Source organism: Massilia aquatica, assembly GCF_011682045.1.
In the GTDB taxonomy this organism is placed as follows: Bacteria; Pseudomonadota; Gammaproteobacteria; order Burkholderiales; family Burkholderiaceae_D; genus Telluria_A; species Telluria_A aquatica.
Map to the genome: position 1 here is coordinate 367,006 of NZ_VVIW01000004.1, position 10,487 is coordinate 377,492.

16 protein-coding genes are annotated in these 10,487 nt (G+C 57.7%); 6 read left to right on the plus strand and 10 right to left on the minus strand.

Going from position 1 to position 10,487, the window contains the following annotated elements; genetic code table 11:
* Positions 1 to 2: 2 nt before the first annotated feature.
* The 3 genes from F1609_RS10185 to F1609_RS10195 all read right to left on the minus strand — a co-directional run bounded on the left by F1609_RS10185 (position 3) and on the right by F1609_RS10195 (position 2,033).
* Entirely contained in the window at positions 3 to 536 is a 534-nt protein-coding gene (locus F1609_RS10185; protein WP_167076319.1) for a hypothetical protein, read from the minus strand.
* A 184-nt stretch (positions 537 to 720) separates the two neighbouring features.
* Positions 721 to 1,140, minus strand: a complete 420-nt coding sequence (locus tag F1609_RS10190) for a DoxX family protein (RefSeq protein WP_229421771.1) — start codon at positions 1,138 to 1,140, stop codon at positions 721 to 723.
* A 44-nt stretch (positions 1,141 to 1,184) separates the two neighbouring features.
* On the minus strand, positions 1,185 to 2,033 hold the full coding sequence (locus F1609_RS10195; protein WP_167076321.1) for a pirin family protein: 849 nt from the start codon (positions 2,031 to 2,033) through the stop codon (positions 1,185 to 1,187).
* A gap of 104 nt (positions 2,034 to 2,137) precedes the next feature.
* On the opposite strand from F1609_RS10195, the gene F1609_RS10200 reads away from it, so the two are divergent.
* The gene (locus F1609_RS10200; protein ID WP_167076322.1) at positions 2,138 to 3,028 is read left to right on the plus strand and encodes a LysR family transcriptional regulator; all 891 of its coding nucleotides are present in this window, start codon (positions 2,138 to 2,140) and stop codon (positions 3,026 to 3,028) included.
* On the opposite strand, the gene F1609_RS10205 is transcribed toward F1609_RS10200, so the two are convergent.
* The 4 genes from F1609_RS10205 to F1609_RS10220 all read right to left on the minus strand — a co-directional run bounded on the left by F1609_RS10205 (position 3,025) and on the right by F1609_RS10220 (position 5,002).
* Entirely contained in the window at positions 3,025 to 3,519 is a 495-nt protein-coding gene (locus F1609_RS10205; protein WP_196785422.1) for a L,D-transpeptidase family protein, read from the minus strand. The genes F1609_RS10200 and F1609_RS10205 overlap by 4 nt on opposite strands.
* A gap of 75 nt (positions 3,520 to 3,594) precedes the next feature.
* Positions 3,595 to 3,999, minus strand: coding sequence for a hypothetical protein (locus F1609_RS10210; protein ID WP_167076323.1), 405 nt, complete (start codon positions 3,997 to 3,999; stop codon positions 3,595 to 3,597).
* Between the two features lie 32 nt (positions 4,000 to 4,031).
* The gene (locus tag F1609_RS10215; RefSeq protein WP_167076324.1) at positions 4,032 to 4,460 is read right to left on the minus strand and encodes a hypothetical protein; all 429 of its coding nucleotides are present in this window, start codon (positions 4,458 to 4,460) and stop codon (positions 4,032 to 4,034) included.
* Between the two features lie 2 nt (positions 4,461 to 4,462).
* On the minus strand, positions 4,463 to 5,002 hold the full coding sequence (locus F1609_RS10220) for a hypothetical protein (protein WP_167076325.1): 540 nt from the start codon (positions 5,000 to 5,002) through the stop codon (positions 4,463 to 4,465).
* A gap of 415 nt (positions 5,003 to 5,417) precedes the next feature.
* Here F1609_RS10220 and F1609_RS10225 point away from each other — a divergent pair, with 415 nt between their 5' ends.
* The 4 genes from F1609_RS10225 to F1609_RS10240 all read left to right on the plus strand — a co-directional run bounded on the left by F1609_RS10225 (position 5,418) and on the right by F1609_RS10240 (position 7,827).
* Positions 5,418 to 6,221 (plus strand): hypothetical protein, encoded by an 804-nt coding sequence (locus tag F1609_RS10225; RefSeq protein ID WP_167076326.1) that lies wholly within the window; start codon positions 5,418 to 5,420, stop codon positions 6,219 to 6,221.
* A complete protein-coding gene (locus F1609_RS10230) occupies positions 6,218 to 6,517 on the plus strand; it encodes a DUF7660 family protein (protein WP_196785423.1) in 300 nt (99 codons plus the stop codon). The genes F1609_RS10225 and F1609_RS10230 overlap by 4 nt, the downstream gene beginning before the upstream one ends.
* 147 nt (positions 6,518 to 6,664) lie before the next feature.
* Positions 6,665 to 7,222, plus strand: coding sequence for a hypothetical protein (locus F1609_RS10235; RefSeq protein ID WP_167076327.1), 558 nt, complete (start codon positions 6,665 to 6,667; stop codon positions 7,220 to 7,222).
* 107 nt (positions 7,223 to 7,329) lie between these two features.
* Positions 7,330 to 7,827, plus strand: a complete 498-nt coding sequence (locus tag F1609_RS10240) for a hypothetical protein (protein WP_167076328.1) — start codon at positions 7,330 to 7,332, stop codon at positions 7,825 to 7,827.
* A gap of 134 nt (positions 7,828 to 7,961) precedes the next feature.
* On the opposite strand, the gene F1609_RS35040 is transcribed toward F1609_RS10240, so the two are convergent.
* Both F1609_RS35040 and F1609_RS35045 read right to left on the minus strand, forming a co-directional pair.
* Positions 7,962 to 8,477: an IS66 family transposase gene (locus tag F1609_RS35040; protein ID WP_267876782.1), complete on the minus strand. Its 516-nt coding sequence runs from the start codon at positions 8,475 to 8,477 to the stop codon at positions 7,962 to 7,964.
* Positions 8,478 to 8,628: 151 nt separating this feature from the next.
* Positions 8,629 to 9,303 carry an IS66 family transposase gene (locus F1609_RS35045; RefSeq protein WP_370661613.1) on the minus strand — a complete coding sequence of 225 codons (675 nt, stop codon included), beginning with the start codon at positions 9,301 to 9,303 and terminating at the stop codon, positions 8,629 to 8,631.
* Between the two features lie 195 nt (positions 9,304 to 9,498).
* Here F1609_RS35045 and F1609_RS10250 point away from each other — a divergent pair, with 195 nt between their 5' ends.
* The gene (locus tag F1609_RS10250) at positions 9,499 to 10,062 is read left to right on the plus strand and encodes a hypothetical protein (protein WP_167076329.1); all 564 of its coding nucleotides are present in this window, start codon (positions 9,499 to 9,501) and stop codon (positions 10,060 to 10,062) included.
* A gap of 231 nt (positions 10,063 to 10,293) precedes the next feature.
* Here F1609_RS10250 and F1609_RS10255 read toward each other — a convergent pair whose 3' ends face one another.
* The gene (locus F1609_RS10255; protein ID WP_167076330.1) at positions 10,294 to 10,482 is read right to left on the minus strand and encodes a hypothetical protein; all 189 of its coding nucleotides are present in this window, start codon (positions 10,480 to 10,482) and stop codon (positions 10,294 to 10,296) included.
* Between the last annotated feature and the right edge of the window lie 5 nt (positions 10,483 to 10,487).

A 10,487-nucleotide genomic window follows, 5' to 3' on the forward strand; every position in this document is an offset into this window, starting at 1 on the left:
GGTCATCTTTCGTCGGCGTAGGCGAGGTGCGGGCCACTCGTACGAATCGCCTGTAGCGCTTGCTCAAGTTCCGCGCTGTAACCCAGGTAGCGCAGGTGCGAGCGCAGTCTGGGGATTTCCACACCGGGGTTTGCCTGCTGTAGCAGCTTCACGGCCGCCAATAACTTATTTGCGCGGAGCAGATCGTGGATTTCTGCCGGTACGCTGTGTACCGAACGTTCGATGCCAAAATGATCGTGAATCGTGCGTTCGGCATCCTCTAGCGTTGGCGGCAACCACGTTACCGATGAGTTTTCCTTCTCCCACAACAGTTGAGCCCGGCGGCATGCGCTGCAGTACTGTACGGGGCAGACAATTTTGTTCTCTGCTTGCATCGCATAGCTCTGCCAGGCGAAGAATCCGGCCTTGGGAAAAAAGTGACGCTGGGCCTGGATGAATGCGTCGCCAAAGCTATACGTGCCAAAAGAAATGATCACGCATCCTTCACGAAGTGGGACGGCGTGGAGCGGGCAACAGGCGTTGGGGTCTTGTCGCATGTACCACTCCATTCATGTCAATGCCAGCTGCAAGGCTTGCGGGCCGGCGGCAAGGATTGTAGCGGAAAACAATCTTCACGATGCAGGACATCACCCAGCGGCGGCGCCCGATGCATTGAGCGCGCCTGAGCAACCGGCGTGAGCCGCCAGGACTGTGGTCCCCACCCGGTGTCAGGTCTCTGCCTCAGGCAAGCTGTCCTGCCGGGCGAACCGCTTTGTTATCCAGGCTGTACGCGCCGGCGCCGAAGGCGACCACTTGCAGCAAGCCACCGGCAATGGACAGGTTTTTGAGCAGGTGAATCAACTGGTTCTGGTCGCCGATCGCGTGGTGGAAGACCAGCCCGGTCACGATCGAGAACAGCGCCAGGCCCAGGGCTACTGCGCGGGTGTTGATGCCGACAGCGAGCATCAGGCCGCCCACCAGTTCGACCGCAATCGCCACCACCAGGCCGACCGAGGCCAGCGGCAGGCCCATGGCCTCGATATAGCCGATGGTGGCCGCCGGCGCCATGATTTTACCGATCGCGCTGAAGATGAAGATCGCTGCCAGCAGCACGCGGCCGATGACGGGAATGACGGAGGTATTGTTGTTGGTGGTGTTCATGGTAAGTCCTTTCGATTGCATGGTCAGATTGTTGGATACAGCGCTTACATCAGTTTTGCCGCGCGCAGCTGGGCGCCGATACGGTCGATTTCTTTCTCTCCCCTGGCGAGCGCTTCTGCGCTGGTGTGCACCGAGTAGTTACCCATTACCAGCTCATACGGGTGCCTGGGAGCGGAACCGAGCACGAATTCGGTGCGGCCCTGGGCCACGAAGTCGATTGCGCCCTCGCCTTCCTCGAACACCGCTACTTCCCGCCTGAGCACAGTGCCCGCCGTCTGCAGCGCGCCGCTGGCGACCGCTACCCAGGCTACGTCGTGGCCGGCGGGCGGCGTGTAGGTCCAGTGCTCGCCGTCGGCCAGGGTCACGTGCAGATAATTGATCGGAGCGCGTGGTCGGATCAGGCTGCTGGCGCCGCCATGCTTGCCGATGATGACGCGGGCCGGCCCGTGGCTCTGCACTTGCTGCGGCGCCAGGTACTGGCTTTGCGCGGGCCCGTTTTCATCTTCTTCCGGCAGCGCCAGCCAGAGCTGGAAGCCGGTGACCGGCTGGCCGGGAACCGCGCCGCCGTCGTGCCAGACGCCGCCGCCGGCGCTCATCCACTCCACCCCGCCGGTGGGCAGCACGCCTTCGCTGCCGGTGGTTTCGGTGTAGGCGATGGCGCCGTCGAGCACCACGGTGACGGTGGCGATGCCCGAGTGCGGGTGCATGCCCATGCTGCTGCCGTTGGCGCCCAGCTGGAACAGGTCGAGGAAGACGAACGGCTTGATCAGCTGGCCAATATCGCCAGGGCTCACGAGCCGGTTGATGCCGCCGCGGCTGTGGCCCGCAGAGCGCGCCGCCAGTTGACGCTGGGCCGTTGTGGTTTGCTTGAGTTGCGATTGATTCATGTTCATGGCGTTCTCCGTGTTGGTTCGTAGTGCATGAGTGAATCTTATGCCGCATTGAAGCATCCAAGAAGCCTATATAATTAGATTGATAGTATCCAAGGAGTAGATATATGCTGGACGGGATGTCGATGGACCAGTTGCGCACCTTCATTGCGGCAGTCGAGGAAGGGAGCTTTTCGGCGGCCGGGCGCAAGCTGCGGCGCGCGCAGTCGGTGGTGAGCACGACCCTGGCCAATCTGGAGGCGCAGGTGGGGTTTGCGCTGTTCGAGCGGACCGGGCGCTATCCGCAGTTGACCGAGGCCGGCCGCGCCATGCTGGAGCTGGCGCGCGCGGCGGCGCACAGCATGGATGAGTTCAAGGCCAAGGCGCGCAGCTTGGCGGAGGGACTGGAACCCGAGCTGGCCGTGGCGGTCGATGTGATGTATCCGATCGCGCACCTGACGCGCGCGGTGCAGGCTTTTCACCAGGCATTTCCGTCGACGCCATTGCGGCTGTACGTGGAGGCGCTGGGGGCGGTGCTGCAACCTTTGCTCGATGGCCATTGCCGGGTCGCGGTGATCGGCTCGCTGCCCGAGATTCCGGCCGGCTGCGCGTCCGAATTTTTGCTGAGCGTATCGGCGGTGACAGTAGTGGCGCCCACGCATCCGCTGGCGGCACTGAAAGGCATGGTGCCGCGCGCCGCCGCAGCCGAGCAGATCCAGCTGGTGCTGACCGACCGTTCGGCGCTGACGGCGGGGCGCAATTTTGGCGTGGCGTCAACCCGGGTCTGGCGCCTGGCCGACCTGGGCGCCAAGCATGCGTTCCTGCGCGCCGGGCTGGGCTGGGGGCATATGCCGCTGCACATGGTCGAGGCCGATATTGCCAGCGGCGCGCTGGTGACGATCCAGCTGGACATGTTCGCGACGGCCGGACCGGGGTTTTCGATGCATGCGATCCACCTGGCCGACAATCCGCCGGGCCGCGCCGGGCGCTGGTTCATCGACCAGCTGAAACAGGGCTAAGGAAGAATGCTGACCTTGTCGCCAGGGCGCACCAGGTCGTACAGCTCGCGCATCTGCTTGTCGTCGAGGGCCACACAGCCCAGGGTCCAGTCGCTGCCGGCGCCTTTGCCGTGAATGAAAACATCGCCCCCCATCGGGGTGTGCTGGGAGGGCGCGCGGCCTTGCCGAATGGCTGTTTCGATGGCCGCCTGCTGCGCACCGGAAATCACGCCAGCTTTGCGCGCACGTGCGGTATCGTCCAGGTTGGGGTAGCTGATGCCGAGCGAGAGGTAGTACTGGCTCTGCGGATTTTTATGCGTGATGACGTAGCTCCCTTCGGGCGTCTTGCGGTCGCCCTGGCGCAGCTTGTGGCCGACCGGGGAGCCGCCCAGGCCGATCCTGTAGGTGCGCGTCACGCCGTCTCCTTTGTATTCCAGCACGCGCTTGGATTTGAAGACGGTGATCTGCGCGCCCCAGGCGGGGACGGTCAGCGCGCATAACAGCAGGGCCACCGATACGGCCCGTCCAGTTCGATTAAACGTGGTTGTCTCGTTTATTCATTGTAGGGAATTGCCGCACCGGGTGCATTACCACCACGCGCTGCGGAACCAGTCTTTGCGTATGCCGATCAGGAATGCGGGCGTCAGAATCAGTATCGCCAGGGTCACAATGCACAGCCACGCTCCCCACAACGGCAACATAAGCATCTGGTGAAGAAGGGTATCGCGCACCGTCGGTTGGTAAAGCGGAATGGTCGACAGTGCTAATAGCAGTGCCGCCATCACGCTCAGGCACGAGACGTAGAAACGGCCCCATGCCACGCGCCGGTACAGGCCGACGATGGTGGCGCACAGCCAGAAAAAGAAAACCAGCATGAGCACATTGTGTGTATCGGCGACAAAAGTCCATCCCGACCAAGCGGCCAGATACGCCAGGACGGCGAACAGAACGTATTGGGCAAGGCGGGCGGACAGCGGCATGGGAAGTGGCATGGAGGGTTGCAGAAAACGGATGGACGCCCGGCTCAGGCCGATGGACGCGTGGAGGAAAACAGGCGGCTGACGGGCGAAAAGTAAGCCAGTGCCAAAATCGCGCCCCAGAGCATTGAAAACAGATCCATGAGCACGTAATCGAGCCACGACATGACTGCGGTTCCGGGAACAAACAGCACGGTCATGAAAGCCACAGTGGTCACGAGCGACAATGTCCGGCCCCACGATTTGAACATGAACATGCCGATCAGTCCTGCCATGGAACAGATGGCTAAAGAACCGTATATCCACACTGACAGCGCCAGATTACCTGCGCTCCAATGTACTGGCTCGGCATCCAATGCCGCCTGCAGTTGAGGCGAGATGAGGTTGGAGGAATACCTTGCGGCCACGGCCAGGGCGATCTCAAGGATAAAGTGCAGGCACAGAAGCAGGCGAAAGCGGTACGCGGTCATGGTCATGGTCAGTGCGCAGTGCGCTCGAAATAGCGTTGATAGAATGCGATGTAATTTGTCCCGGCCTGGCAACAGGTGATGTCGTCGAACGCCAGGATGGCCAATTCGTCGTCCCAGCGGGCGGTGCCGGAAAACCACTGCATCGCCACAGCCATGGGCGTGAACTCGTCAATCCGGCCGATCAGGAAGTCCGGATCGTCCAGGTTTTCGCATTCGAGGATCATCAGCGGATACATGGTGGACAACTGCGCGAGCACGGTGTTCCAGTTGCGCAGATCGAGGCCAATATCGAACGGCACTTGCTGAAGCAATCCTTCGTGTTCAAGCAACTCGCGCTGGAACGTGCAGGTGGCTGAGCACCTGACGTCGGTAATGTCGGCGATTCTGAGGACCATCAAGCCATCCAGATGGAAATCCGAAACATATTGAAGCAACAGCAATTCATCGGACAAGCCGAGCACAAAGCCCTCGATGGAGTGATGATCGATGCCGCTGCGAGATAAGGCGATAAGACGACATTCTTGCTGATGCTGAGCAAGTTGATACATGAAGTGAGCCCTTGCATAAACACGTGACAGCAGACTGCCGGTTTTCCAATGTTATTGGAACGATAATGCACACCTTACCATTCGGCGCATACGGAACGCAACTGAGATTGCTCGGCGAGCAGGGCTTAGCTTGTGACCGGCGACGATCACCGATCCCGGCGCCAGGAAGCCGGTCCAGTTTGCACCCATGCTGGCCGCTTCCTGCGCGTTGCGGCCGCAATCGCGCCGCCATCGGGCCAGATCCGATGTAAGGATCATTGATAGCCAGACCGCGTTTGCTGTACACGAGCTTGACAGCCCCACTGAATGCGCAGTCAACAATCCTATAAAAATCAATCACTTAAAAAATACGAAGTCATGGCACGGCGCTTGCAAACAGGTAAGTAACGAAAACTTATCGGCAGGCGGGGACAGCATGACAGCAGCGGCATACGAAATATTGAGAAACGAAGGCTATGCGCTGGCCGGCGAGGTGCGCGAGTTGCAGCAGCGGATCAGGCTGTATCACCGCATTTACCTCGAATCCGGCAAACGCCATGCCTTCGCCCTGATCGCGGCGCACGGGTCCTTGTGGGCAACCGGCTATTTTAAACTGGGAGATCTCGGTGCGCGCATCGCTTCCTTGCCGTCCCTGTGCATCTGCGGCAGGCGCCAGCAAAAGCTCGATGCCGTTGCCGTGTTCGCGGACCGTTTCCGCAGCATTAACCGCCAGGTCTGCGCCGAATCGTACGCCATCTTCCACTACACGCGGCAATATGGCGCCAACGATGTCATCCGCCCGCTGATCGGTACGCGTTTCGCGGAATTACTGGCCGACTGCCATGCGTCCTGCGCGGCCGATACCGCGTATCCACGCGACAAGCGCGAACAATTGTTCGACGCTTTTCTGGCTTGGGAGCAGGACCATATCGTGGCGCCCAACGTGGCCGAAGCGTTTGCTGATTTCGACTGGCCCCTGATTGCCTGGCTGGCCAGGCGGCCGGTGATCCAGTTTGCGTATTTCGGGAAACACACGCGCCTGCGCTTCCGCGATTTTTCGTGCCAGGATGAGCGCATGTCCGCAGGCATGCGGGCCTGCCGCATCGCGGAAGACGTGGGGCTCGACCTTGTGGAAGCGGCGCTGGGCGCTCGCTGCCGCGCTGTCGAAGGCCGCCACGCGCAGCCCGATACAATGGACGGCAAGCAGCCGGGAGCCGGCGCACTGGAAGGAGTGAGATGATGAATGTAAAACTGTCGACAATGGCCGATGAAGTCCATGACGAGCCATCCTTTCTGGCGTTTTTGGAAGCGCTTGCCGCGGACTGGGAGGATGAACGGCGTAAAGAAAAAGAACATCCAAGTTCCCCTTACGGCCCGGGCGCCAATGGCTGGGAGAACCCGGCTCTTGGCGACTTCCTTGACGCTGCCCATAGCTGGGCGGATGCGTCAGCCGATGGCTTGAAATACTATGCAGTCCCGGAAAATCCATGGTGCCGCATGGCGCAGATTTTGTGGATGGGCAAAATCTATGAGTGACTGTTTCGCTTGGACTCGTACATGATCCGACGGGTTCCGACACATATTCTCCAGCGATGAATTCTCTGCGCTCTTACAGCAGGGAAAAGTGCAAGGAAAACCAGCTCCGACAAGTGGATGCGAGGAAACTCATACAGCAGGGGTGAAATGCAGCAATTCGAAATTAACGTCGACTTCAATGGAATCATTATCTTTGATCCAGAGCGCCTCCAACATTACTATTCCGGCATTGAGGCAGGTACGAATCTTTATCGAAAATTCACGACGACGGAGGATGGCGATGAGGTTGTCAAACAAGGGATTCTGGTGCCCATCATGGGCATTAACGACAGTACTTACCCCGTTATCGTCAGAATGGCTGATGAAGAATCGCTCATACCCGAGGATTTGATTGTGCTAAGCAACTCCGCCTTCCCCCTTCACGTGAAAGGCAGAGCAGTTATTGCTGACATGGAGGTACTAATGGATTGGGATGTGGGGCCAGGATGGCAAGATATTGCTATTTCTCCCGGATTGTATTCTGTTGCAATTAATGGCTTCCGTAAAATAGTCGAAGATAAGGCTGCAGTTTACGGGTATGTCGTCGCAAAGTATGGGTTTGAAGTGGTGTTAACGCCAACTAACGCGCTACCAGAATGTACAGGATCGCTTACCAAAGATATGCAAGTGAACGCATTACCTGATGAATATTTTCCCTCGCCATGATGGGTTTGAGTGGCTTTCATTACGGAGCTGGCACGCTGGTACTGCGACAGCGTCTGGTGCGTTAAAATTTGAGGGATTGGGGACTTTGACGAAAGATCAGCCAGCAAATGGACAATTTTTTCGAAATATTTTTAAAGAGCGAATTAAAGGATATATTGGTAAGTGGGTATATTGAATGTGATGAGATTACTATATTTAAACCCATGTATGACCGGCTATATTTTGTTTTTGAAGAGACGATTTTAGAATTTGGTGCAAATTCGTTCTGGAGTATCGATGTTCGTGCCATCAAGAAAATAGAGCCGTGGTTTGAAGTTGAGGAAGATGATATTTTTGGAGTTTCTTCAATATATAGTCAGTGCTTTAGTACGGAGCTTTCGATCAGGGCATTATCGCTATGCTACTATATTGATCCGACCAATGCCGACGTTCTATTTTTTTGCTTGAACTATTCAATAGGCGAGAGATGCAAATCACTTTTTATCAACCCGAAAAATACCTTCGGTTTTTCATTCTCGGACAGTGAGGATGAAGAGGATGCATGGCTTTGGGAAGCACATGCGGCAAAAATTCCAATACGCAAAGAAGTGAAGTCAGCATGTTGATAGTAGGGTTGGCCGCTGACGGTACTGCCAACTTCAGCAGCGTGAAGATGGACGTAAAAAAAGCGGCACCGGGATTGCTCCTCAGTGCCGTTTTCGTGTGCGTCTAAGCTAAATTATGCGTGACTGTTCAGCGGCTAAGCAATTACTGGGATAGAGATGCCGGCGAAGGCGCGTTGCAGGACCGCGAGCATGCTGTGGCCTTGTTTGCGTAACGTGTCAAGACAGGAGCTGATGACGCAGAAGTGCTCGGCACCGGCGAGTGTACGGAAGCAGCCCGATATTTTCTGTTTGACCTTGGGCATGCGCATGGCGCGTTCGCCGACGTTGTTAGTGAATGGCACGGCCGGATCGCCAATGAAACGCAGGACCGCGTCGGCGTGCAGGCGGAAGCGGCACAGTAGATTGGCCGGGACCGATTGTTTGCCGCGACCGCGCTGCCCCGGCGACTGAACCGTTTCGGGATGAAGCGCTTCACCCTTCCGCACCAACGCGTCGTACACGGTGCGGAAGGCGGCCACGTCGTCGGCGTCGAGCGAACGCTGTTGGTGTCGCGCCGCCGTACAAACCCGATTGGCGCTGAGCAGCAATTGCATCATCGACTCGGGCCATTGCTGGCCGGTGATTTCCTTCACGTAAAGCAGTTCGCGCAACAGGTGGGCATTGCATAGGGCATGAATGGAGTATCGTCAAGCCGCCAATACGGAGCCCAGCAATCGTGCACCAGCACGCCCAAGCGCTTTGGCAGGATGCCATGCGCCTCGATCGCTTCGAGGCCCCGTTTGGCATGCACGCCGTACCATGTCAGCGTCCGCTGGCGGCGATGTGCAGCCAGTGCAGTTTGCCGGCCACGCGCAGGCCCGATTCGTCGGCGTTGAGCACCGGCGCGGCGCGCAGATGCTCGGCCATCTGGTCGGCCGTCGGTTGCAGGGCCGCGCTCGCCTCGGCCACGCATGCCAGCACCGTGGCCGGCGAAACGGTCAGGCCGTACAGGTCGGCGATCAACTCGGCGGCGCGCGCGTACGGCAACATTTGACCTTGGGTCAAATGCACCGCCAGCGCACGCACATTGCGGCAATATTGCACCGGCTCATTTACGCCGTTGGGGAAGCGGCTCATGTGAGCCTGGCCGCAGCAGCAGGTGACGGCGAGCGTGCGGTGTTCGATGACATCGAACGCGCCCGCCGGCACATCAATGACTTGACGCCTCTCGGCCACGACGGCCTGCGCCAGCGGCAGCGTGCTGAGACAGCGCGTACACTGGCGCGGCAGCGGGTAGTCAATCGTTACGGTAGGCTCGGCTGTCCGCTTGAGCGTACTGCGTTTGTGGCCAGGCTGGCCGCCCGGCTTATTGCCGGACGGCTCGCGCAGCGAATTGGTCTTGCGCAAGCCATCGGAAGATGGCGGCTGGCTGGAGTTGAGGCTGTTCTTGGCGACCTTCGATTCCAGCGCTTCCAGCCGTTCCCACAGTGTCAACACGACGCCTTCAAGCTCGCCGCGCGTAAGGCCGGAGAGGTGGGCAGGAGTACGTTTTTTTGCCATAACCAAGATGAAGAGCCGGCTTGAAAAGGTTTACAACTGTTTTTTGAAAAAAAATCTCATGCTGAACAGTCACCAAGAATTTTACATTGTCTAATCCACAAGTCTGAAAATTTGATATGATAACCGGAGTTTATGTACAAATCGAATTTCCAGCGAGGTATACGGCAGGACCAAGAAAAACGGGAAGTCTGTTATGGTTTTATTAAAAGGACTGGTGTCCCGCAGAATAGAGGAAAGCGCACCATTTCGGGAAAAGAAATGAAGACCTCGTTAGTGACATTGATCAGGCGTCTTTTGGCGCTGGCATTTTTTTTATCAATCGCAGGAAGCGCAAATGCAAAGGATATAAATGATGACATCTATGGTCTTTGGAAGATAAGGTCGGTAATGGGCGGGGGAATCAGTAGTTTATCGGAGCATAAAGCACGTTTGTACATAGGGAAAATCGTAATAATCAATGCTGACAAATTTGTTTTTAACGGAAAAACTTGTTTGCATCCACCCTATAGCCGAAGTGTCGACGATGTCGATAAGTACTTTGATCGCGAATGGCGCGCTGATGTCACTGATACTCCTTTGCCCAATCCGGTAACAATTATTGATGCGAAATGCAATTTTCTTTATCCCATTCGAAAAAACCATATTATGATTGCAGAGGATGGCGTTTTCTTCGAGGCAGTACGAATCAAGAAATAGATATGCAACTCAGCGGCTCAACTCCTGCCCGTCCTTCGGCGGTCCTGACCGCGCGCCCTGGCGTTGCCGCTCCTGGACAACCTTCTCCAGTTCAGCCTTGCGCCCAAGTTAGGCCTGGACCTTCACCAGCAGCGCCGGGTCGATGTTGGTGGCGGCGGGTGCGCCTGGCGGGTTGATGCCATGTCGCTTACAGGGCATGTCCCACGTTGACCAACGCGACAGCTTGCGTCCTCACACGCGCCACTGCGCTGGAGCTGATGCACACAGGCGGCTGCCAGTCCACACCGGCCACTGCCATTGTTCGGCGCTCATCTGCCAGCATGCCTCGTCCGACAACGGCATCACAGTGCACGCATCAATTCCAGCGTCGCCGGTGTATTTGTCGAGCGTACCCTTGTTGTCCAGGAGTGATCCGCACATGGTGG

Bases quoted from the DNA above. Each gene is read 5' to 3' on its own strand.
- F1609_RS10185 (WP_167076319.1), bottom strand. From the start codon at position 536: ATGCGACAAGACCCCAACGCCTGTTGCCCGCTCCACGCCGTCCCACTT.
- F1609_RS10195 (WP_167076321.1), bottom strand. From the start codon at position 2,033: ATGAACATGAATCAATCGCAACTCAAGCAAACCACAACGGCCCAGCGT.
- F1609_RS10250 (WP_167076329.1), top strand. From the start codon at position 9,499: ATGTACAAATCGAATTTCCAGCGAGGTATACGGCAGGACCAAGAAAAA.
- F1609_RS10220 (WP_167076325.1), bottom strand. From the start codon at position 5,002: ATGTATCAACTTGCTCAGCATCAGCAAGAATGTCGTCTTATCGCCTTA.
- F1609_RS10215 (WP_167076324.1), bottom strand. From the start codon at position 4,460: ATGACCATGACCGCGTACCGCTTTCGCCTGCTTCTGTGCCTGCACTTT.
- F1609_RS10225 (WP_167076326.1), top strand. From the start codon at position 5,418: ATGACAGCAGCGGCATACGAAATATTGAGAAACGAAGGCTATGCGCTG.
- F1609_RS10230 (WP_196785423.1), top strand. From the start codon at position 6,218: ATGATGAATGTAAAACTGTCGACAATGGCCGATGAAGTCCATGACGAG.
- F1609_RS10200 (WP_167076322.1), top strand. From the start codon at position 2,138: ATGCTGGACGGGATGTCGATGGACCAGTTGCGCACCTTCATTGCGGCA.
- F1609_RS10240 (WP_167076328.1), top strand. From the start codon at position 7,330: ATGGACAATTTTTTCGAAATATTTTTAAAGAGCGAATTAAAGGATATA.
- F1609_RS10235 (WP_167076327.1), top strand. From the start codon at position 6,665: ATGCAGCAATTCGAAATTAACGTCGACTTCAATGGAATCATTATCTTT.
- F1609_RS10255 (WP_167076330.1), bottom strand. From the start codon at position 10,482: ATGTGCGGATCACTCCTGGACAACAAGGGTACGCTCGACAAATACACC.
- F1609_RS10190 (WP_229421771.1), bottom strand. From the start codon at position 1,140: ATGAACACCACCAACAACAATACCTCCGTCATTCCCGTCATCGGCCGC.
- F1609_RS10210 (WP_167076323.1), bottom strand. From the start codon at position 3,999: ATGCCACTTCCCATGCCGCTGTCCGCCCGCCTTGCCCAATACGTTCTG.